Source organism: Klebsiella sp. GW_Kp181, assembly GCF_040062315.1.
GTDB lineage: Bacteria > Pseudomonadota > Gammaproteobacteria > Enterobacterales > Enterobacteriaceae > Klebsiella > Klebsiella oxytoca.
The window spans coordinates 22,467-45,237 of the sequence record NZ_JBEAFR010000056.1; the positions used below are offsets into that span (position 1 = coordinate 22,467).

At 55.3% G+C, this 22,771-nt stretch carries 19 protein-coding genes; 6 read left to right on the forward strand and 13 right to left on the reverse strand.

Annotated elements, in window-relative coordinates; all coding sequences use genetic code 11:
- Positions 1 to 44: 44 nt before the first annotated feature.
- From mglB to folE, 4 genes are all read right to left on the reverse strand, one after another.
- Positions 45 to 1,043: a galactose/glucose ABC transporter substrate-binding protein MglB gene (mglB, locus tag ABLV11_RS13585; protein WP_348855351.1), complete on the reverse strand. Its 999-nt coding sequence runs from the start codon at positions 1,041 to 1,043 to the stop codon at positions 45 to 47.
- Between the two features lie 289 nt (positions 1,044 to 1,332).
- Positions 1,333 to 2,355: an HTH-type transcriptional regulator GalS gene (gene galS, locus ABLV11_RS13590; protein ID WP_004114092.1), complete on the reverse strand. Its 1,023-nt coding sequence runs from the start codon at positions 2,353 to 2,355 to the stop codon at positions 1,333 to 1,335.
- A 155-nt stretch (positions 2,356 to 2,510) separates the two neighbouring features.
- Entirely contained in the window at positions 2,511 to 3,668 is a 1,158-nt protein-coding gene (yeiB, locus tag ABLV11_RS13595) for a DUF418 domain-containing protein YeiB (RefSeq protein ID WP_004103893.1), read from the reverse strand.
- Positions 3,669 to 3,683: 15 nt separating this feature from the next.
- Entirely contained in the window at positions 3,684 to 4,352 is a 669-nt protein-coding gene (gene folE, locus ABLV11_RS13600) for a GTP cyclohydrolase I FolE (RefSeq protein WP_004103895.1), read from the reverse strand.
- A 366-nt stretch (positions 4,353 to 4,718) separates the two neighbouring features.
- On the opposite strand from folE, the gene fghA reads away from it, so the two are divergent.
- Positions 4,719 to 5,555 carry an S-formylglutathione hydrolase gene (gene fghA, locus ABLV11_RS13605; protein ID WP_126489352.1) on the forward strand — a complete coding sequence of 279 codons (837 nt, stop codon included), beginning with the start codon at positions 4,719 to 4,721 and terminating at the stop codon, positions 5,553 to 5,555.
- A 577-nt stretch (positions 5,556 to 6,132) separates the two neighbouring features.
- Here the strand turns inward: fghA and cirA are convergent.
- Positions 6,133 to 8,106: a catecholate siderophore receptor CirA gene (gene cirA / locus ABLV11_RS13610; protein ID WP_004114107.1), complete on the reverse strand. Its 1,974-nt coding sequence runs from the start codon at positions 8,104 to 8,106 to the stop codon at positions 6,133 to 6,135.
- A gap of 304 nt (positions 8,107 to 8,410) precedes the next feature.
- Positions 8,411 to 9,880 carry an amino acid permease gene (locus ABLV11_RS13615; RefSeq protein WP_004103903.1) on the reverse strand — a complete coding sequence of 490 codons (1,470 nt, stop codon included), beginning with the start codon at positions 9,878 to 9,880 and terminating at the stop codon, positions 8,411 to 8,413.
- Between the two features lie 205 nt (positions 9,881 to 10,085).
- Here ABLV11_RS13615 and ABLV11_RS13620 point away from each other — a divergent pair, with 205 nt between their 5' ends.
- Positions 10,086 to 10,568 carry a hypothetical protein gene (locus ABLV11_RS13620; protein ID WP_126489353.1) on the forward strand — a complete coding sequence of 161 codons (483 nt, stop codon included), beginning with the start codon at positions 10,086 to 10,088 and terminating at the stop codon, positions 10,566 to 10,568.
- Entirely contained in the window at positions 10,568 to 11,056 is a 489-nt protein-coding gene (locus ABLV11_RS13625; RefSeq protein WP_016809573.1) for a hypothetical protein, read from the forward strand. The genes ABLV11_RS13620 and ABLV11_RS13625 overlap by 1 nt, the downstream gene beginning before the upstream one ends.
- Here ABLV11_RS13625 and yieE read toward each other — a convergent pair.
- Positions 11,035 to 11,907, reverse strand: coding sequence for a DNA-binding transcriptional regulator YeiE (gene yieE, locus ABLV11_RS13630; RefSeq protein ID WP_004103910.1), 873 nt, complete (start codon positions 11,905 to 11,907; stop codon positions 11,035 to 11,037). The two genes, ABLV11_RS13625 and yieE, sit on opposite strands and share 22 nt — an antisense overlap.
- A gap of 172 nt (positions 11,908 to 12,079) precedes the next feature.
- On the opposite strand from yieE, the gene ABLV11_RS13635 reads away from it, so the two are divergent.
- The 3 genes from ABLV11_RS13635 (at position 12,080) to ABLV11_RS13645 (ending at position 15,173) form a co-directional block, all read left to right on the forward strand.
- The gene (locus tag ABLV11_RS13635) at positions 12,080 to 13,129 is read left to right on the forward strand and encodes a YeiH family protein (protein WP_004103912.1); all 1,050 of its coding nucleotides are present in this window, start codon (positions 12,080 to 12,082) and stop codon (positions 13,127 to 13,129) included.
- Between the two features lie 96 nt (positions 13,130 to 13,225).
- Positions 13,226 to 14,083: a deoxyribonuclease IV gene (gene nfo, locus ABLV11_RS13640; protein WP_064356032.1), complete on the forward strand. Its 858-nt coding sequence runs from the start codon at positions 13,226 to 13,228 to the stop codon at positions 14,081 to 14,083.
- A 1-nt stretch (position 14,084) separates the two neighbouring features.
- Entirely contained in the window at positions 14,085 to 15,173 is a 1,089-nt protein-coding gene (locus ABLV11_RS13645) for a sugar kinase (protein ID WP_004103916.1), read from the forward strand.
- 34 nt (positions 15,174 to 15,207) lie between these two features.
- On the opposite strand, the gene ABLV11_RS13650 is transcribed toward ABLV11_RS13645, so the two are convergent.
- From ABLV11_RS13650 to fruB, 6 genes are all read right to left on the reverse strand, one after another.
- Positions 15,208 to 16,458, reverse strand: a complete 1,251-nt coding sequence (locus tag ABLV11_RS13650) for a NupC/NupG family nucleoside CNT transporter (protein ID WP_004103919.1) — start codon at positions 16,456 to 16,458, stop codon at positions 15,208 to 15,210.
- A gap of 96 nt (positions 16,459 to 16,554) precedes the next feature.
- Complete coding sequence (locus ABLV11_RS13655) at positions 16,555 to 17,490, reverse strand: pseudouridine-5'-phosphate glycosidase (RefSeq protein ID WP_004103922.1); 936 nt, start codon at positions 17,488 to 17,490, stop codon at positions 16,555 to 16,557.
- Positions 17,483 to 18,418 (reverse strand): pseudouridine kinase, encoded by a 936-nt coding sequence (locus tag ABLV11_RS13660; protein ID WP_004103923.1) that lies wholly within the window; start codon positions 18,416 to 18,418, stop codon positions 17,483 to 17,485. Before ABLV11_RS13660 ends, ABLV11_RS13655 begins: the two co-directional genes overlap by 8 nt.
- A gap of 324 nt (positions 18,419 to 18,742) precedes the next feature.
- Entirely contained in the window at positions 18,743 to 20,431 is a 1,689-nt protein-coding gene (gene fruA, locus ABLV11_RS13665) for a PTS fructose transporter subunit IIBC (protein WP_348855354.1), read from the reverse strand.
- A gap of 16 nt (positions 20,432 to 20,447) precedes the next feature.
- Entirely contained in the window at positions 20,448 to 21,386 is a 939-nt protein-coding gene (gene fruK / locus ABLV11_RS13670) for a 1-phosphofructokinase (protein ID WP_004103928.1), read from the reverse strand.
- Complete coding sequence (gene fruB, locus ABLV11_RS13675) at positions 21,387 to 22,517, reverse strand: fused PTS fructose transporter subunit IIA/HPr protein (protein ID WP_032728557.1); 1,131 nt, start codon at positions 22,515 to 22,517, stop codon at positions 21,387 to 21,389. It abuts the gene before it with no gap.
- Positions 22,518 to 22,771: the final 254 nt, after the last annotated feature.

The following is a 22,771-nucleotide window of genomic DNA, read 5'->3' on the forward strand; positions in this document are numbered from 1 at the left end:
AATAATCGGGCGTACAGCGCGTACGCCCGCGGCTTATTAAGCTGTTACTTACCGATAAACTCGCTCAGATTATCTTTATCAACGCCCACGTACGGTACGCGGACAATCTTATTATCAATTTTCCAGTTAGTACCGGCAGCCGGTTCTTTACCATCGGCGAGGTTTTTCGCCAGATCGAAGGTCGCTTTCGCCTGGTTGTTAGCATCGTTCAGTACGGTTCCCGCCATGGCGCCGGATTTCACCAGCGCTAAGGCTTCACGCAGAGCATCGACGCCGAATACCGGGATGCTGCTCTTATTGTGCGCTTTCAGCGCTTCTACCGCGCCCATGGCCATCGCGTCGTTATTGGCGATAACGACTTCAATTTTGTTCGCGTTCGGGCCGGAGAGCCAGGCATCCATCTTATCCTTCGCCTGCGCGGTATCCCACATGGCGGTATCTAACGCCAGCTGCTGGGTTTTCAGCCCTTTATCATTCAGCTCTTTAATCACGTAGGTGGTGCGCGCTTCGGCATCCGGATGGCCCGGCTCGCCTTTCAGCAGGACAAACTGAATCTGGCCATCTTTATTCAGGTCCCAGTTCGGGTTCGCTTTCCAGTGCTTGGCAATCAGATCGCCCTGAATTACGCCGGACTCTTTTGAATCAGTCCCGACGTAGTATGCTTTATCGTAGCTATCCAGCGCCTTGCGGGAAGGTTCTTTGTTAAAGAATACCACCGGCACATTCTGGCCACGGGCTTTATCGATTACCGTACCCGCCGCTGCGGGGTCAACCAGGTTAATCGCCAGCGCCTTCACCCCTTTTGCCAGCAGGACGTCAATCTGATCGTTCTGTTTGGACTGGTCGTTCTGCGAGTCATTCATCAGCAGCTGAACATCCGGCGCTGATTTACCGTCTTTTTCGATTGCCTTACGCACTACCGACATAAAGTTGTCGTCGTATTTATAAATCGTCACGCCGATACGCGTATCTGCGGCGTGAGCGGCGGCGCCGAATAACATGCTAGCCATTACAGCAGACAGGGTTAACACCTTCTTATTCATGGAATCTCCGGTTTTATTATGCAGGGTCTTTGGAGTGAAAACGGCTGGCGAGTGTTACATTGATGTTACCGCACAGCGACATTCACGACTGTAATTCTGTCTTCCGTGTAGGGTAACGCTCCTGAAAAACGGCTTAATTAATCGTTTAACCGCCGATTACTGCTGTAAAAGTGATTAATCACCGTGACATAGTATGTTCAGACTTGTAAACGCAGCAATCATAGTCAGCTTAATGTTAACAAACTGTGAAATCACTCACATATTGAAAGCGGTTACATCAGCCAGATAATTAGTTAGTGATCGGCCCCACAATTTGCCTCTGCGCCACCGAATGTCGACGCACCAGCGTCGGCATAAAGCAGTGGCTGGCTTCGCGATCCAGCTTCCCGGCAGCCCCCTGCAGCGCCAGCTCTGTCGCCAGTTTTGCCATCGACATGATCGGGTAGCGCACCGTGGTCAACTGCGGGTCGGTGTAGCGCGAAATGGGAATATCATCAAAACCAATCAGTGAAAGGTGCTGCGGCACGGCAATACCGTTATCTTTAAGCGTCGTTAGCGCCCCGGCCGCCATGCTGTCGTTATAGGCAAAGACCGCGGTCAGGCCGAGGTTACGCCCCAGCAGCTCTACCATCGCCGCCTCCCCGCCCTGCATATCCGGCGAACCTGAGCCTATCCAGCCGTCGGGAGCGATAATGCCTTGCTCATGTAACGCCCTGCTCCACCCTTCCCGACGTAAATCATCATCTTCAATACCGTGATTAGAAGAGAGGTAGCCGATGCGCTGGTGGCCATGATTGAGCAGCATGCGGGTCGCCATCAGCGCGCCGCTGACGTTATCCAGCCCGACGCAGCGGTGGGCGTATCCCGGCACGATGCGGTTAATCAGCACCATTCCCGGCATGTGCTCCATAAAATCCCCCAGCTCCGCATCGCTCAACGCTTTGGAGTGAACGATCAGCGCCGAACAGCGCTGGCGAATCAGTACTTCAATGGCGTTACGCTCTTTTTCCGCTTCATGATAGCTATTGCCGATAAGCACATATTTTTGATGCTGCTGGGCGACGGTATCTACCGCTTTGACCAGCGCGCCAAAAAAGGCGTCCGACACGTCCATCACGACCACGCCGATGGTATCGCTGACCTGGGTCGCCAGCGCCTGCGCGTTGGCGTTGGGCCGATAGCCCAGCAGCGTTACCGCCTTCATTACCGCTTCTCGCGTATCCGGGCTCACCAGCGCGCTGTTATTCAGCACGCGCGAAACCGTAGCCACGGAAACCCCCGCCTGACGGGCGACATCACGAATGGTGATCATGCTCACCGACCTTTAGGGAATTGCAGTACGTCACACTCACCTCCTGTGTTCAGCAAGGTGGCTATTCTGGCAGCGACGCGCCGCACGCTACGTGAGTGAAGTCACAGGGATGGAAACGGTTACATCCATTTTGTTAATGATTGTGATCCAGATCGTTATCTGGATGTATCTTTTAATGATGTCCCCGACGCACGCAGGGTTAATTGACGCCATAGCCACTCAACGGGACCCTGACGGAAATGACGTAGCCAAAGCCACGAAAAGAGAAGATTAATCGCCCACACGGCCGGTACGAAGGACAGCAGCTGTAGGCGGTCGTACTTCATAAACAGGCCGAAGCGGTAAAACAGAGTGGTGCAAATCAGGGTTTGCAGCAGATAGTTGCTCAACGCCGTGCGCCCGACGCAGGCAATGGCCCCCACCAGACGAAATTTCGCCAGCTGCGGCCAGAAGCCCCAGGCCAGCGCCGCGTAGCCGATAGTCTGCAGCGGCGCGCCCAGCTCGCGCGGCGCCTGTAGAAGAAATGCGCACCAGCGAGGATCCCAACCGAGATGCCACTGGGCGAAAATAGAGGGTAAATTAACCGCCATGCCGCCAGCGATGAGCAGCGCGCCGGTGCGCCGGTAGTGGCGAAGACTGAACTGCCCTTTCAGCCAGCCGCTGCGCATCAGCGCGGCCCCCATCAGCATCATCCCGGCCAGCTGCCAGCCGTATTGCGCGCCCAGCGCCAGCAGGTTATCCGACAGCATATCCGCACGATTACTCACCGCTTCAAAGCCGCCTTTCAGCTTCCAGTACTGTTCGTACTGTAAATTCGCCGCGTCCGGCACCCACGAACGATTAGGCGAATTGCCGGAGATTAATCCCAGCAATAGCAGTACCGCCACGCCGATGACATACAGCACCACGCCGGTATTAAATAGCGATTTAACATCGTGAGCGTCGCGTATCATCCGCCAGCCCACCAGCCCTACCAGCGCATAGGCCAGCAGAATATCGCCGTCCCAGAAAAAGAGACCGTGGATAAAGCCCAGCAGCGCCAGCAGCGTCAGGCGCGACTGGATCCAGCGCTTGCCGCGCGGCAGCAAAAGCTGAAGCCCGGCGCCAAACAACAGGGCGAACAGAGTCAGGAATTTGACCTGCGCCAGCAGATCGAGAATCGCCCAGGTCCAGGCGTCGCTATCGGAGATACTCCCGGACCACGCCGGGTTAAGGTAGGCGGCCTTCGGTAAACCGAAGGCGCTGATATTCAGTAGCAGGATACCGAGGATGGCGACGCCGCGGACGAAGTCCAGCGTGACATTTCTCTCCATGTACCCTGCTCCGTTTTAGTTGTGGTGACGTACGGCGCGCAGGAACTCCTGGCGAGTATTCTGGCTGGATTTAAACAGGCCGCCCAGCGATGTGGTGGTGGTGGCGCTGGTTGCATCGCGAATACCGCGCGCTTTTACGCAGTAGTGAACCGCATCGATGGAAACCGCGACGTTGCTGGTTCCCAGCAGGGTCTGCAGCGCGGTAAGGATCTGCTGCGTCAGTCGCTCCTGCACCTGCGGGCGCTGGGAGAAGAACTGCACGATACGGTTGATTTTAGACAGACCAATCACCGAATCTTTCGGGATATAGGCCACCGTCGCTTTACCATCAATCGTAACAAAGTGGTGTTCGCAGGTGCTGGTCAGGGTGATATCACGCACGGTGACCATTTCATCAACCTGCATCTTGTTTTCGATGACGGTGATTTTAGGGAACCGGGCGTAGTCCAGGCCGGAGAAAATCTCATCGACGTACATTTTGGCGATGCGATGCGGAGTCTCCATCAGGCTGTCATCACTTAGATCAAGGTTTAACAGCTGCATAATCTCGGTCATGTGTCCGGCGATCAGACGCTTGCGAGTTTCATTATCAATTTCTTGCACTGGCGGACGCAGCGGCGTCTCCAGCCCACGAGCGACCAGCGCTTCATGAACGAGTATGGCTTCTTTACTCAGTGATGACATTTTTATTCTCCTGCAGGTGTGGCGCTCTTTGCTCTTCTGAGGGCAAAGTTTGTATTCATTGTGCGTGAGGTGACGCACAGAATCCAGTAGCCGCATCGATAATTGTTGAAATTGGCGTCACCTCTCGTTCCACGCTGCCAGACCAGCGCACTACGATGCGTCACGCAACGCCCTGCTCACCTTGCCGCAACCAACTTAATCGCCGCCGATAGCGCGATTCCGGCGCGACGACAACGTCAGCATGTTGGTTAAAAGTTGCATTAATGATGCAATACGTTCCGAAAAGGAGGAAGTGAAAGTTACTCACCAGCGCATGAAATATCTGTATTATGGAAAATTACGCCTGAGACACTTAAGGAGCCCTGCATGGAACTGCTCGAAGAGCACCGCTGTTTTGAAGGTCGGCAGCAACGCTGGCGGCACGACTCCGCCACGCTGAACTGCGCAATGACCTTCAGCATCTTTCTCCCCCCCGAGACCGCAGACGCGCCGCCGCCGGTTGTCTACTGGCTCTCCGGCCTGACCTGCAACGATGAAAACTTCACCACCAAAGCGGGCGCTCAGCGCGTCGCCGCCGAGCTCGGCATTGCGCTGGTGATGCCGGACACCAGTCCGCGCGGTGATAACGTTGCCGACGATAGCGCTTACGATCTGGGCAAAGGCGCGGGCTTTTATCTCAATGCCACCCAGGCGCCGTGGTCAGCACATTTCCGCATGTACGATTACCTTCGCGACGAGCTGCCGCAGCTGATTGCCCGCGAGTTTACGCTCAGCGATCGCTGCGCCATCAGCGGGCATTCCATGGGCGGCCACGGTGCGCTGGTGATGGCGCTGAAAAATCCGGGCCGCTTCGTCAGCGTATCCGCCTTTGCGCCTATCGTTAACCCGACCCAGGTTCCCTGGGGCAAAAAAGCCTTTACCGCCTATCTGGGAGCGAATGAAGCAGACTGGCAGGCCTGGGACAGCTGCGCGTTAATACAGGGCAGCAGCGAGTCAGATGCGATCCCAACCTTGATCGACCAGGGCGATAACGATGCATTCCTCGCCGAACAGCTGCAGCCGGCGGTGCTGGCGGAAACCGCGCGTCAGAAAAGCTGGCCGTTAACGCTACGTATTCAGCCCGGGTACGATCACAGCTACTACTTTATCGCCTCATTTATTGAGGACCACCTGCGTTTCCATGCCCGGCACCTCTTCTCCTGATCCTTCAATGCGTCGTGAAGCCCTTCCCGGCGCATTGATACGCAAAATGCCTCAGCATCCAATAGTCACAAAAACTAATAAATACAGAGAGATAGTGTATTTTCCGTCGTCGGGGGTATGATTTTTGGCGGCGCTTGAGGCTTTCGCCTCAGGGCAGGATTGAGTTTTACCGTTGTGCTGAGGCAGAAAGAAGAAAGCCCCGAAGGTAATGTAATCACCCACGAGGCTATCTGCATGCTTAGACAACATCAGGTTAGTCTCTTACCCGTCGAAAGGCAAGGAGAACAAACCATGAAGGTAACGCCCAACGTCCCGATCTGGTGTCTGCTCATCGTGTGTATACCCGTCATACTTCAAGTTGCATGTGCGTTGGCTTTCCTCGCTCACCCCAGTCACTTACTTAAGTAAGCTCCTGGGGACTCCCTGCGTCGCCGCCTTCCTGCAACTCGAATTATTTAGGGTATATTAGAAATAATTGCGGCAGTATTCGTGCCATTATTCGCCCCGGTAAGTAGCCACCTGAGCGCCTTTAGCGAGGGCTGGCAGGGAAATCTGCCAGCCCTCTTTTATCGCCCGGTTAGAAGCGGTAATCGACGGCCATAAAGTAGCGGCGACCTTCTTCTGTATAGCTGTAGTCGTCGCGGCTCAGATCCTTATCGCCGACGTTAAGCACCCCGGAGCGCAGCTTGACGTTTTTGGTGACGTTCCAGGCCGCGCCGATATCAAACATGGTGTAGCCGCCGGGCGTTTTGCCCGTCGTGCTGACCGAACGCTGTTCGCCGGTATAGTTGGCGGTGACGTAGAAGGACCAGTCGTCCAGCGGTTTCCAGTCGAGTGTGCCGTTAGCCGTATGGAACGGCAGCGTCTGCAGCGGTTTATCGCCGCCGTTACTCAGGTCGCGACCATCGTTATAGGTGTAGTTCACCGTCAGCTTCCATTCATCGCCAAACGGTACTTTCAATTCCGTTTCTACCCCTTTGATTCGCGCCTTATTGACGTTGAAGTAGCGGAAGACCGGCACGCGTTTCCCGTTCACCGTTTTCCAGCCGACAAAGTTCGGATAGCCCGGCGCTTCGCTGGCGCTGGAGGTACGCAGAATATCGATCATATCGTCAACGTTGTTCTGGAAGGTGGTGACGCTTCCTTCCACGCCTTCAAGCCAGCCCTCTTCGCCGCGATAGTACAAACCCAGCTCGAAGCTTTCGCTGGTTTCCGGCTTCAGATCCGGGTTACCGATAATGCTGCACGAACCGCGGCAGGAGTTGGTGGTCCAGTCCGGGTTCAGCTGCAGCAGCGATGGCGCTTTAAATGCCGTCGCCCAGCCGCCCTTCACGGTCACGGTATCGGTAGCGTTATAGACCAGATAAGCACGCGGGCTCCAGTGATCGCCATAGGTCTGGTGATCGTCCATACGGATGCCGGTGGTTAAGGCCAGAGGTTCGATTATCCGCCATTCATCTTCCAGGAACAGCGCATACTGGCTGGCGGAAGTGGATTTACCGCCGCTGCTCAGGTTGACCGGATCCTTCAACTTATCGTGGCGCCATTCGCCGCCGAAGGTCAGCAGCTGGTTAATCATTCCCAGCGGCAGAACGTATTTGCCATCCACCGCGTTACTCTCAGAAGTGATGGTGCCGGCCTGTCCGGGATTTTTATTATCCACTTTCTCGCCGTAGAATTTCAGCTCGCTATTGCCGACATCCCAGCGACCGTTGTGGCTCAGGGAGTAGTTCTGCCGTTCAAGGCGGTTGCGGTCGAGAGAGTCGGAATCACGATCCTGGCGATCAAAACCGTAGCCTGCGGTAATGTCCTGATTGTCATTGGGCGTCCAGGCGAATTCGACATTGCCGTCGCGGCTGGTGAAGCCTTCAATACGCGGCGTTTCGCCAGCTGCGTTGCTGGAAGCCTGCTGATCGTCCTTGGCGCGCTTTGCCAGGCTGCCGTAGGCCTTCATTCCGAGCACACCGTCAATCAGCGGGCCGCTGGTAAAGAACTGGCCATTGTACGTATCGCCGCGATCGCGGTGTTCCTGAATGGTGGTGTCCGCGCTGAGGGTGCCGGTCCACTGCTGGCCGACTTTTTTAGTGATGATATTCACTACGCCGCCGAGGGCGTCGGAACCATAGAGGGAAGACATCGGCCCGCGCACGACTTCGATACGCTCAATGGCATCAACCGGGATCCAGTTAAGGTCAAAATCATTGTGGCGGAAAACGGCGTTGCGCGAGTTAACGCGTTTGCCATCAACGAGGATCAGCGTATAGCCGCTGCTGAGGCCGCGAATACTCACCCCCTTGCGGTTATCCCCTTCGTTGGTGAGCTGCACGCCCGGCACTTCCCGCAGTACATCCTTCAGGTTTTGTACCGGTCTACGCTGCAGATCCTGTTGGGTGATAACGCTAATACTGGCGGGCGCATCTTTGACGCTCTGTTCAGTTGCCGCAGCGGTGACGACCAGCGTTTCTTCATTAACGTCGGCCAGCGCCGGAAACGCTAAGGATACGACGGACGCGCATAATCCGGCCCGGACAAAAGGGTTTAGCCTGAACATTCCATATCTCCATGAGGTGTACAACAAAACAAACAAAAAAGGTGCTGCTCACAGGTACTGTCGGCATACCGCTCTAACGGCGGCGTGCGCGCAATTTTTTACAGTAGATGTGGCTGGTCGCCCCTTGTCAGTTTGAGTGTCTGCAAGATACGGGGATTGGCTTCATCCTGAATTTGGCGAAAATGATAAAGATAATGATTACAATTATCAATACAATTATGGAGATCTGTATCAATTTGTAAGAACTGGAGACATAAAAAAACCCTCTGGTTGAGAGGGTTTTATCTGACCGAGCAAGCTAACCTTAGCCTTTGAAGCGATCCGGGAACTTCATTTCACTGTAGCGCACAAAGCGCGTTCCTTTCGCCAGCTTGTAGCCAAACCAGATCACCAGGAACAGCGGAATGCCGATATAGGTTGCCGCAACGCCGCCCCAGTCGATGGTGTCTTTGAGGAACGCTTCGTAGTTCTGCCCCAGGGTAATGATCAGACACAGGACGAACGCGAAGATCGGCCCCAGCGGGAAGAAGCCTGAACGGTACGGCAGGTTATTCAGATCGTTCCCCTGCATAACGTAGCCACGACGGAAGCGATAGTGGCTGATGGCAATCCCCAGCCAGGCAATAAAGCCGGTCATCCCCGAGGTGTTCAGCAGCCACAGGTAAACGGTCTGGTTACCGAACATTGAGCTCAGGAAGCACAGCGCAGCAATCACCGTGGTGGCATACAGCGCATTACGCGGCACGCCGCCTTTTGACAGCTTAGAGAAAATACGCGGCGCTTTGCCATCGCAGGCCAGGGTATAGAGCATGCGGGTGGACGCATACATCCCGGAGTTACCCGCCGACAATACTGCAGTCAGAATAACCGCGTTCATAATCGCCGCCGCTGACAACAGCCCTGCGTGCTGGAATACCAGCGTAAACGGACTGACGGAAATATCTTTCACGTCGTTACGCAGCAGGCTCGGGTCGGTATAAGGAATAATCAGACTGATGATCAGGATGGCGAACACATAGAACAGCAGGATACGCCAGAACACCTGCCGCACCGCGCGCGGGATGTTCTTCTCCGGGTTTTCCGATTCGCCGGCCGCGATGCCGATAAGCTCGGTTCCCTGAAATGAGAAGCCGACAATCATCGCCACGCCAATCATTGCCGCAAAGCCGCCCGCGAACGGCGCATCGTCGACAACCCAGTTGCTCCAGCCCGCAGGCTGTGCGCCTTTGAAGATGCCGAAGATCATCATCACGCCGACAATAATGAAGATAATGACGGTGGCGACTTTGATCAGCGAAAACCAGTATTCCGCCTCGCCAAAGCCTTTTACCGAAATCCAGTTCAGCAGGAACATGATCCCGAGGAACAGCGCGCTCCAGATCCAGCCGGGCGCGTCCGGGAACCAGTAGGTCATCACCAGCTGAGCGGCAACGAGGTCAACGGCGATGGTCACCGCCCAGTTGTACCAGTAGTTCCAGCCCAGCGCGAAGCCAAAACCTTCCTCGACGTAATTTTGCCCATAGGTAGCAAAAGAGCCGGAGACCGGCATAAACGCCGCCAGCTCGCCGAGGCTGGTCATCAGGAAATAAACCATCAGGCCGATGAGAATATAGGAGAGCAGCGCCCCGCCTGGGCCTGCCTGAGAAATCGTTGCGCCAGAGGCAACAAAAAGACCTGTACCTATGGAACCGCCAATAGCGATCATGGTCAAGTGGCGCGCCTTCAGTTCACGACGTAAACCGGGCGCTTCTGTGGTTTTAGTATCCGAAACCATGTGAAAATGCTATCCATCCAAAAAACGAGGCGAGATTGTAGCAGAGAGTCTGTGATCCATCCGATACAAATGCAAAGTTATAAGAGAGCTTCATGATCGACTGCCGATTATTAGTAAAGAACAAATCCGCCATTAGCACAAATAAATGCACAAACCAGAGGGATATCGGGCAAACTTCCGCGAAATTCCACGGAAGGAACCGACGATGAAACGCAAGAACAAGCGCAAACGCCGCACCATGTCGCTCGCTGAGGGAGTCTACGCAGCTTGCTTTTGCTTCATTCTTTTTATCATTGGCTTCTATCAAAGCATCAAGATTATTGAAGAGTGGTACTTCCGTCCGGATTATATTGTCGACAGCGCCGACTCGCTCTTCTCCGGCATCCTCTTTCTCGGTCTGGCACTGCTGATGGCGCTGATTGCCGCCTGCACCGCCAACGGTACGCCTGGCGAGCGCTACGCCACGCTCCTGTTTTTGTTCTTTTTAGCGATGGGGCCGGTGTGGTCTGTCAGCCTTTATGTCCTGCAATACGTCACTATTGAGCACTATAAAAGCCCACAGTTTGGCGTGTGTATCAGCAAAGGCGGCCATGGGGCCACGTATATGTACGTCAGGAATAGCCGCTGGTGCCAGCATTTTGGCTACACCATTATCAGGCCATCGCCGGATGAGCGAGGGAGCAATTGATGCGCAAAGTGCAACCGCCGCCTCAGTATGACTGGCCGGTCTGGGTCGGCGTTTCGCTGATTTGCCCTCTGCTTGCTTTGTGCTCTCTTTACCTGGCAGGCGACTATTTCACGCTACTCAGGCTGCCTCGGGCGCCGGATTTCTGTTCGCAGAATATTTTAAAAGCAAACTTTGTCTGCCTGGGGCCTGCGCTGCTGATATTGAGCATAGAGGGAAATAAAAAACTCTTTTTCCCCCAGGCTGCGCCGCTACCTTTTGCAACCCCTATCGTCAGGTCTTGCCTTTACTTGACGCCGCTATTGCTGCTCACCGCAAATACGCTGATTCTGGTTTTACATTTCACCCTTTTTAGCCCTGACCGCTATATTCGCTGCTGGGAACCTTATCCATGGGGAACATGGTATTACGCGAAAACAGCGGATATTTGCGTTCAACACGGGCTGGCGCCGGTGCAAAACCTCGCGTATCAGGTTGCGATCTCGCAATAGCTCAGGAAACGCTGTAATGCCTTGGAAATATGCTTCTGGCGGTGATGAATACGCCACAGGGTGCGGGTTAAGCGCGGCAGCGGAATCTTCAGTGCCACCAGCGATCCCACTTCAAGCTGCTCCGCAACCACGCGTCGCGACAGACAGCTAATGCCCAGACCATGGCGTACCGCGTGCTTGATGGCTTCCGAATTACCCAGTTCCATTCCAAGATGAAATGCCGGTAGATGCGATAATAATAAATAGTCGACAATTTCCCGGGTCCCGGAGCCGTGCTCGCGTAGAATCCACGGCGCCTCCGCCAGCCGTTGCAGCGTCACCTCCCCTTCCAGCAGCGGTGAATCCGGCGCGGCAAAGACCACCAGTTCATCTTCCAGCCAGGGTTCGGCGATAATATCCGCCGCGTGGCAGGGACCTTCAATCAACCCGATATCCACCCGCAGATCGGCCACCGCGTTGATCACGTCCTGGCTATTGCCCACACTCAGCTCCAGCGGTAAATCCGGCAGGTCGCGTCGATAGCGCGCAATGATCTCCGGCAAGATATAGTTGCCGATGGTGCTGCTGGCGTAGACGCGAATCGCGCCGTTGTCGCCGCGAAACAGCTGCTCTATCTCCAGCGCCCGCTCCAGCAGCGCCAGCGCCCGCGGATAGAGCAGCCTGCCGTGTTCGTTGACCACCAGCCTTTTCCCGACGCGGTCAAACAGCTGCACTCCCAACTGCCCTTCAAGATCGGTCAGCGCGGCGCTGACCGCCGACTGCGACAGCGCCAGCATTTGCGAGGCCTGGGTCGTCGACCCGCTTTTCAGAACTTCAGCAAAAACTTCCAGCTGCCGTAGCGTGATATGCATGATTTTTCCTGCCTTTATAGACGACCCGGCATCCGCGGCTAAGGCTTATGCACATCATGCTCAAACCGCGAAACCGCTCGTTTACCACTTATTACGATTAATTATAAATATATAATCAATTTTATATTTAAACCAGCGCGTCGTATGCTTTTCCCAGACAAAGGAGAAGGTTATGACAGCACTCACTTTACCGACTAAACATCGCCCATTGCGGCACTTTGCACCTGGACTGGCGCTGACCGCCCTGCTCACCGGCGCAGCGCTGTGGGCCGGTAGTTTTCCGGCAATCGCTGGCGCGGGCTTCAGCGCCCTTACGTTGGCCATTTTGTTCGGCATGGTCATCGGTAACACGGTTTACCCGAAAATCTGGCAGCCCTGCGACGGCGGCGTACTCTTTGCCAAACAGCACCTGCTGCGCCTCGGCATCATTCTATACGGCTTTCGCCTGACGTTCGCCCAGATTGCTGACGTTGGCGTCAGCGGTATCGTGATTGATGTACTGACGCTTTCCAGCACCTTTTTTATCGCCTGTTTTCTTGGGCAAAAGGTTTTCGGCCTCGATAAACATACCAGTTGGCTGATTGGCGCCGGTAGCAGCATTTGCGGCGCGGCAGCGGTCCTGGCGACGGAACCGGTCGTCAAAGCGGAGGCCAGCAAAGTGACGGTCGCCGTGGCCACGGTGGTGATTTTCGGTACCATTGCTATCTTCCTGTACCCGGCGGTTTATCCTTTCCTGGCGCACTGGTTTACGCCGGAGGCCTACGGCATCTATATGGGTTCGACGATGCATGAGGTTGCCCAGGTTGTCGCCGCCGGCCACGCCGTAAGTCCGGATGCGGAAAACGCGGCGGTGATTGCAAAAATGCTGCGCGTGATGATGCTGGCTCCGTTCCTGCTGTTCCTTGCCGCTCGCGTGAAGCAATTAGCCCCGGCAAACGGCGGCGAGAAAAGCAAAATCACCATTCCGTGGTTTGCGATCCTGTTTATTCTGGTGGCGGTATTTAACTCCTTCCACCTGCTGCCGAAAGCGGTAGTTGATATGCTGGTGACCCTGGATACCGTGCTGCTGGCGATGGCGATGGCGGCCCTCGGCCTGACCACCCACGTCAGCGCGCTGAAAAAAGCCGGCGCTAAACCGCTGCTGATGGCGTTGATGCTCTTTGTCTGGCTGATTGTCGGCGGCGGCGCGATTAACCTTGCTATCCACAGTCTGATGGCCTGAGTCTCCTCAATACTCAGGTTGTATTAAGGATGATGTAACTCTCCGGCTAAGCCGCTATCATTACCCTCCCCCCAGCGGCTTAACTGGAGTTTTTTTATGAAATACATTGGAGCGCACGTCAGCGCCTCCGGCGGTGTAGCCAATGCCGCCATTCGCGCAGCCGAAATCGGCGCAACCGCATTTGCCCTCTTCACCAAAAACCAGCGCCAGTGGCGCGCCGCGCCTTTGAGCGACGACACCATTGCTGAATTTAAAGCCGCCTGCGAGAAGCATCATTTCGGCCCGGGACAAATTCTGCCGCACGACAGCTATCTGATTAACCTCGGCCACCCGGTTGCGGACGCGCTGGAAAAATCCCGCGATGCCTTTATTGATGAACTCTCCCGCTGCCAGCAGCTCGGCCTGACGCTGCTCAATTTTCATCCGGGTAGTCATCTGCAGCAAATTCCAGAAGACGAATGCCTGGCGCGCATTGCCGAGTCCATTAACATCGCGCTGGCCAAAACCGAAGGCGTGACGGCGGTCATTGAAAACACCGCCGGCCAGGGCAGTAACCTGGGGTTTAAGTTTGAACACCTGGCGGCCATCATCGATGGCGTGGAAGATAAATCGCGCGTCGGCGTGTGCATTGATACCTGCCACGCCTTCGCCGCCGGCTACGACCTGCGTAGCGCCGAAGAGTGTGAAAAAACCTTCGCTGATTTTGAACGGATTGTCGGTTTTCAGTATCTGCGCGGTATGCATCTGAACGATGCGAAAAGCACGTTCGGCAGCCGCGTTGACCGCCACCACAGCCTGGGTGAAGGCAATATCGGCCACGATGCCTTCCGCTGGATAATGCAGGATAACCGCTTTGACGGTATCCCGCTGATCCTGGAAACGATCAATCCTGATATCTGGGCGGAAGAGATAGCCTGGCTGCGGGCGCAGCAGACGGAAGAGGCCGTGGTCTGATATGAACGATAGGGAAAAGCAGATCCTCAAAATTTTGCGGCGCAATCCGCTGATTCAGCAGCATGAGATTGCCGATATTCTGCAGATTAGCCGCTCCCGCGTAGCCGCGCATATTATGGACCTTACGCGTAAGGGGGCTATCAAGGGCAAAGGCTACATCCTTACCGAGCAGGAGTATTGCGTCTCGCTGGGCGCGGTGAATATGGATATCCGCGGCATTGCCGATATTCATTATCCCCAACCGGTCTCCAACCCGGGCAATATCCAGTGCTCCGCCGGCGGAGTGGCGCGGAACATCGCGCATAACCTGGCGCTGCTGGGCCGCGATGTGCATCTGATTTCCGCCGTCGGCAGCGACTTTTACGGCGAAACGTTGCTTGAGCAGACCCGACAAGCCGGGGTTAACGTGCAAAGCTGTATCCGCCTGCACGGTCACAATACCGCCACCTATCTCTCCATCGCCAATCCGCAGGAAGAGACGGTGCTGGCGATTAACGATACGCATATCTTACAGTCGCTCACCCCGCAGCTGCTGAATCAATATCGGGATCTGCTGACCCATGCCGGCGTCATCCTGGTCGATTGTAATTTAACGGAGCCGTTGCTGGAGTGGGTATTTACGCTGGCCAACGCTATTCCGGTATTTGTTGATACCGTGTCGGAGTTTAAAGCGCACCGCATTCGCCCGTGGCTGGGAAAGATCCATACCCTCAAGCCGACGCTGCGCGAACTGCAGATCCTCTGGGGAGAACCCATTGAAAACGAGGCCGATCGCGATCGCGCGTTAGCCTGGCTGCACGAAAGGGGAACGCGGCGCGTGGTAATTTGCTCGGAAGACGATTCCGTTTTCTGTAGCGAAGCCGGCGGTGAACGTTTTCAGATGAAGCTACCGGGCCATACCACGATAGACAGCTTTGGCGCCGACGATGCGCTGATGGCCGGGCTGCTTTATAGCTATCTTGACGGCAGCGATTTCAAAGAGAGCGTCGCTTTCGCCATGGCCTGCACCGCCATTACCCGCGCCAGCGACAGCATCAACAACCCTTCTTTATCCGTTGATAACGCGCTCAATTTACTTCCCAGCCTATAGCATCGCGCACCGCAGGCGCGGTGCGCGCGCTGTTTTATGCCAGACCGATAAAGAACCCGGCAATGGTGGCGCTCATCAGGTTAGAGAGCGTGGCCGCCGCCAGAGCGCGCAGCCCAAGCTGAGCAATTTCCGGCGCGCGCTGCGGTGAAATAGCCGAAAATGCCCCGACAACCACACCTATTGAGCCAAAGTTGGCGAAACCGCACAGCGCAAACGAGATAATCGCTACGGTTTTCACGTCCAGGGTACCGCCGGTTTGCAGATAAGGCGAAAAGTTGAGGTAGGCGACGAATTCGTTTATCGCCAGCTTTTGGCCAATCAGGCTTCCCGCCAGCGTCGCATCGCTCCAGTCAACGCCCATAATCCACGCCAGAGGCGCGAGCAGGAAACCGAAAATACCCTCCAGCGTGGCGTGACCGTAGCCAAACCAGCCGCCAATGCCGCCGATAATACCGTTCAGCAACGCGATGATCGCCACAAATGCCATCACCACCGTTGCCACCCCGGCGGCAATTTTCAGCCCGGTCATCGCCCCGGATGCTGCCGCCTCGATAATGCTTTTCGGCGGCGTCTCGGTGAAGGAGAGATTATCGAAAGTGACCCGGGAGGCTTCGGTTGCCGGGCTCAGCATGCGAGCAAACAGAATCCCGCCGGGAATAGCCATCAGCGAAGCGGCCAGCAGATAATCGATCGGTACGCCCATGCCGGCATAGCCGATCATCATCGATCCGGCGATCGACGCCATCCCGCTACAAATGGCGGTAAACAGCTCATTGCGGTTGAGACGGTCGATAAAGGGTTTGACGATCGCCGGGATCTCATTTTGGCCAAGAAAGATGGTGGTCACGGCGACAAAGGACTCAATCTTGCTGATATTCAGCGCTTTCTGGAAGATACCGCCGAGAATCCGGATCAGCAGCCCCATCACGCCGAGGTAGTAAAGCAGGCTTATCAGCGCGGTGACAAAAATGATGGCGGGCAGCACGCGGAAGGCGAAGATAAAACCCGCGCCGTCAAACAGCACATCCATTTTCGGACCGACAAGCGATCCAAAAATAAACGCGCTTCCGGCGTCGCTGTAGGACATGACTTTATGTACCCCGAGCGCCGCCTGTTCCACCAGCCACTTGCCCGGCGGGAAATAGAGCATCACTCCGCCAATCACGATCTGCAGCAGCAGTGCGGCCCCTACGGTTCTGATACTGATGCGTTTTTTATTTACTGACAGCGCAAAGGCGATGGCCAGCAATACCACCATCCCCAAAAGACTTCTCATGATGTCCATAATGATATCCTTACCTGGAGGAAAACCCGGCGTCAGGCCAGGCTTTCGGTATATTTGATATCGGGGCGGGCAACCGCAAACAGCCCGCTACTGTCGTCAGGCGATCTGCTGATACTCTTTGGCAATCTCGCAGGCCAGCACGGCATTATTGAAGACCAGCTGAATATTGGATTTCAGGCTATCTCCGCCGGTTAGCTCCGCTACGCGGGCCAGCAGGAACGGCGTACTCTCCTTACCCACCACACCCTGCTCTTCCGCTTCCTTCACCGCCTGATCGATGGCGGCGTTGATTTTTGCTTCCGGCATCGCAAACTGTTCCGGTATCGGGTTCGCCACCACCATGCCCCCGTTCAGGCCCGACTGCCATTTCACCGCCATCGCTTTAGCGATTTCTTTAGCGCTATTCAGGCGAATACTGACGTCAAACGGACTGGTTCGACAGAAAAATGCCGGAAGCGCCGAAGTTTGATAGCCAATAAGCGGAACGCCAAACGTTTCTAAATATTCGGTTGTTAATCCAAGGTCGAGAATAGATTTTGCGCCGGCACAAACTACGGTAACATTGGTATTGGCCAGTTCCTGTAAATCGGCGGAAATATCAAAAGTGTGCTCAGCTCCGCGGTGCACACCGCCAATACCGCCGGTCGCGAAGACTTTTATCCCGGCCATGGCGGCAATAATCATGGTAGAAGCCACGGTGGTCGCGCCATTTAATCCTGCGGCGACAACAAAAGGTAAATCACGGCGACTGACTTTGGTAACGTTATGTCCTTCACGACCGAGCAATTCAATTTCTTCGCGGCTCAGGCCAACTTTCATAACGCCATGAATAATCGCAATTGTTGCCGGCACCGCTCCCTGACGGCGAATCGTTTCTTCGACTTCCAGCGCGGTCTGCGCATTTTCTGGAAACGGCATTCCGTGAGAAATAATAGTCGACTCCAGCGCGACTATGGGTTGGTTATTCTTTAATGCCTGCTGAACTTCCGCAGAAACCTGTAATAATTCAGAGGAAATATTTAATTCAGACATGTTCGTTCTCCACTACCTTTTTTACGTTGGCGTAAGATAATTCAGGGTTATTGGTGAATTCCGATGAGAGCGCCAGAGAAGAGCATCCCTGAGCAAACTTCACCGCTTGCGAAAATGAACAGCCGTCGAGCCAGCAGCAGGCCAGACCGGCCATCATGGCGTCACCGGCGCCGGTGACGTTGACTACCTGGGTTTTTAACGGCGCCGACCAGCCGCGCTCGCCGTCTTTCTCGCTGAAGTAAACCCCGTCGCCCCCCATGCTCAGCACCAGGCGCCGCAGGCCACGCTGGTGAAACCAGTCGGCAACGCGCGCGACGTCATCAGTGCCGGAAAGCGCAATTCCGCTCAGCGTTTCAGCTTCAATTCGGTTCGGTTTCAGAGTGTGGATACGCCCCAGATGCTGGCTGATTTTCACGCACTTCCAGGCAGAGACCGGGTCAACAAAAATGGGTGTCGGGCCGCTATTTTCCATCAACCAGGCCAGCGCCGATTCGCTGATATTACAGTCAACGACGATGACCGCAGCGCTGCGAATAAAATCCCGGTGCTGGCTTAAAAAGGCTGGCGTAATATGCTCGGTGATACTCATATCATTAATCGCCACCAGCATTTCACCGGTATTATCGAGCAGCGATAAATAGCTCGATGTCCCCTCGCCGTGGACGATCTGACATTTATCGACATGAACGCCGGACTGAGCCGTTTGTTTTAATAGGGAGTGGCCATAGAAATCATCTCCGACAACCGACAGTAGCCAGGATGGTTTATTCAATAAAGCAATATTCTGCGCAATATTCCGCCCCACTCCACCGGGAGTGTATTTTATTTTTCCGGGGTTAGAATCAGCATAGTTCAACGATACATGGGAATAACCAGCAACATCCATATTTGCCGATCCAATAATTACAACGTAATCATTTTCAGGCATAAAATACCCTCCAGCATACAAAAACGCTTTGGCAGTGGAATGTTTGAATATCAGTAAATAATCATACGCCCAATCAGCACCCTCCAATTAAACACATGTTTGAATATGAACATGTGTTTATGTTAAGCGGATTGGTTTTAAAGTAAAGGGGTCCGCCAGAGGGATTTCATATGAACATGAAGAGAATCACAAAATTTGGCTAGTATGGTTTTTAAACAGCTTAAAAATGCGAAGGAGAGCACATATGGCGGGTTAAGCAGAGGGCGGATACGGCATAAAAAAAGGGCAGAGAAGACTCTGCCCTTTTGCGTGTAACACCGTCGATCAGGCGACTTTTTCTTCCACCTGAACTTCAGGACGTTTCAGCACCGCGTAGGAAAGGCCTGCGACCAGCGTACCGACCACAATCGCCATCAGATATCCGAGCACCGGGGTAATCGCGCCAGGGATCAGCAGGACGAACAGACCGCCGTGCGGCGCCATCAGTTTCGCGCCAACCCACATGGACATCGCACCGGTCGCCGCGCCGCCAACGATACAGCAAGGCAGGACGCGCATCGGATCGCGAGCGGCAAAAGGAATTGCTCCTTCGGTGATAAAGCACAGGCCGAGAACCAGTGCGGCTTTACCGCCTTCCTGCTGCGCTTTGTCAAACTTTTTACGCGCAATCAGCGTCGCCAGACCCAGCGCCAGCGGTGGAACCATACCTGCCGCCATAATGGCCGCCATCGGGGCATAGGTTTGGGTACTCAGAAGACCAACACCAAAGGCGTAAGCTGCTTTGTTCACCGGGCCGCCCATGTCGGTACACATCATACCGCCGAGAATTGCACCGAGCAGAACCGCGTTCGCCGTCCCCATAGTTTGTAGCCAGTGGGTCAGGCCTTCGAGGATTCCGGCAACGGGTTTACCAATCAGGTAAATCATTGCCAGACCCACGATCAGGCTGGAAACCAGCGGAATGATGAGGATCGGTTTCAGCGCTTCCATACTTTGCGGCAGTTTCAGCCTAGTACTGATCGCTTTCGCCACGTAACCGGCAAGGAAGCCGGCGATAATACCGCCGATAAAGCCAGATCCGGTGCTAACCGCCAGCATACCGCCGATAAGACCTGGCGTCAGGCCAGGGCGGTCAGCGATGGAGAAGGCAATAAAGCCCGCCAGTACCGGTACCATCAGCGCGAAGGCTGATCCCCCGCCGATTTGCATCAGCGCGGCGGCCAGAGTGTCTTTTACTTCAAAGGCTTTGATACCAAAAGCGAAGGAGAGCGCGATACACAGGCCGCCCGCTACCACCATCGGCAACATATACGATACGCCAGTCAGCAGGTGACGATAGGCGCCCGCGGACTCTTTTTTGCCTTCTGCCGCGGCCTGGGATTTACCCGCAGGCTGATATGGTTTCGCTTCAACAACGGCTTTATCCAGCTCCTGAGCGGTTTTCTTCAGCGCCAGACCGGTAGTGGTGCGATACATCGGCTTGCCGGCAAATTTCGCCAGATCCACTTCGATATCAGCCGCGACAACCACCAGATCCGCCTGCTCAACCTCTTCAGGAGTGATGGCATTACCCGCACCCACGGAGCCGCGAGTTTCAACTTTCACCCACCAGCCGCGTTTTTTGGCTTCGGTTTCAATCGCTTCCGCCGCCATAAAGGTGTGCGCGACGCCGGTCGGGCAGGCAGTGACCGCCACAATGCGTTTCGGACCATGAGTTTCCGCCGGTAAAGCTGTAGCAGCCGGAGCGGCATATGGCGTGGCATGGCTCCTGGCTTCCCCGAGGAATAGTTCCGGGTGAGCAACGGCGCGATTAATATCGCCGAGATAAACCTTTTTGCCGTTCAGCGCGCTGTCAGCTGGCAGCGTCGCGCCCAGCACAATCGCCAGCTCAGCGTCGTTTGGGTTATCAATCAGTTCAAGTTGCGCTTTTTGCGCCGCGGTGCTTAACAGGGTCTTCGCCATATAGGCGCGGGCCTGTCCGAGCCCGGCATCAATAATCAGCAGCGTTTTCATTATGCCTCTCCTGCTGTTAATTAAAGGGTTGTAAGTCGACGCGCGCCATCATTGCGGCCAACTGGGTACGATCGGTAATACCGACATTGCTCTGACTCACCGCCAGCGCGGCGACGGCCGTTGCCAGGCGCAGCGTATGCTCGCTGGACTCACGCATCAGCAGTCCGTAAATCAGGCCGCCAACCATTGAATCGCCCGCGCCAACGGTGCTAACCACTTCCACTGAAGGCGGCTTGGCAATCCACTCGCCGGAGGCGTTAACCCACAGGGCGCCTTCTTCGCCAAGGGAGATCACCACGTGGGCAATCCCCTGCTCGCGCAGCGCATGAGCGGCCTCAATCACATCCTTCATTTCAGGTAACTTGCGACCCGCCCAGATTTCCAGCTCACGACGGTTAGGTTTAACCAGCCACGGCGCCGCTTTAAGACCGGCAACCAGCGCTTCGCGGCTGCTGTCAAAAATGATGCACGGGCACTGGCTGCGCAAGCGGGTCATCCAGTCGGTGAACGCTTCCGGACTTACGCCGGAAGGTAAGCTGCCGCTCACGCAGACCATATCGAACTGGCCCAGCCAGCTCAGGGAGTCGTTAACAAAACGCTCCCAGTCACCCGGCGTGACTTCAAAGCCGGAGAAGTTGAAGTCGGTCACTTCGCCATCTTTTTCTGTCAGCTTCACGTTAATACGGGTACGGCCCTGAACGACCTGAAAACGGTTAGCGATACCCAGCTCACTGAACAGTTGCTGAAAGCCATCCTGATTATCTTTACCGAGAAAACCGCCCACGGTGACGTCGATACCGAGATCTTTCAGCACTTTTGCAACGTTGATCCCCTTCCCTGCGGCGTGCAAGCCGGTCGTGCGAACAAGGTTAACCTCACCGCGTTCAATTTCCGGGGTAAAACCCACCAGGTCATAGGCCGGGTTTAAAGTAATCGTTGCGACACGTCTGCTCATTTATGCGCCCTCCCCAAGGCCTGCGGCGATCGCTTCGCCAATCGCATCCAGCGCCTGCTGCGCATCTTCACCCTGCGCGGTGAAGCGCAAGCGGTGACCTTTTTTCACGCCCAGGGCCACGACTTTCATCAGGCTGCGGCCGTTTGCCGGCTTGCCCGAACCATCGAGGTTAGTGACCGTAATGTCGCTGGAAAATTGTTTAATGGTATTCACCAGCATCGTGCCGGGACGCGCGTGCAGCCCGTGCTCGTTGCGGATAACGTATTCAGCGCTGAGAACATCTTCAGCAATCGCATCGTCGCTGGTCAGCAGCGCCAGCAGCGTTGCGCCATCGGACTTCAGCAAACGGTCAGCTTTTTTGTCCAGCAGCAAATTGCTCAGGCGATTAAGGACCGCCGTCGGCTGGTCATCGGCCATCGCCACGGTGATCAGCAGGGAAACCGGCTGCTCATCGCGAATAAAGGCGTTGGCCGCGCGGCTCACCGCAATGGCGCTACGCAGGTTGCCTTCCGGACTGTCGTTCAGCCAGATGCCCTGGCCGAGGTTCAGCGGTTTGTCATTAATCGCATGGCTAACAAAGGAAGCATCGACGGCGCCCGCTTCTTTCAGCCGCGCGGCGTTGAGCGCCTGCAGGGTCAGCAGATCGCTGGCGACCACGTCCAGGGTCAGCGTTTCGTTATCCAGCTTCAGCGCTTCGCTCTGCTTTTCACCCATCAGCAGGGCGCGCAGCTCTTCAGCGGTGGTGGCGGACTTTAGCTGTTCAGCAACCGAGTCGTCACTCAGCACATGGGTCAGCTGACGCAGCAGCCCAAGGTGTTCATCCGAACTGGCGGCGATACCGATAGCGACGTAGGCGGTCTGCCCTTCGCCCCAGGTCACGCCCTGCGGGAACTGATAAACCTGAACGCCGGTTTTCAGCACCTGATCGCGCGTGTCGGTGGTGCCGTGCGGAATCGCAATACCGTTGCCAAGGAAAGTGGAGGTTTGCTGCTCGCGAGCCAGCATCCCGTTGATGTACCCTTCAGCCACATTGCCCGCGCTAACCAGCGCGGAGGCAACCTGACGAATAGCCTCTTCTTTATTACCGGCCTGCTGACCGGGATGAATATCCTGCACAGATAACTGGAACATGGTTCTCCTCTCCTGCTGAATTGAATCGTTTCAGCTACTTTGAGAAAAAATGCGTCACCTGACTGCCGGAGAATCTCCCGATGACGCTGAAACGTTTCAAGAAGTCTGTACCTTTATTAGGCAGCGCGCAAGAAAAGTTACTCTCCCGATAACAGAAGTTAGAGATACAGCACACTTTTGCTGACGAGGTGGTGACAAATCCGCCAGAACTTCAGCATTTTGCTGAAGCAAAATTTTGAAACGTCTTTTTGATT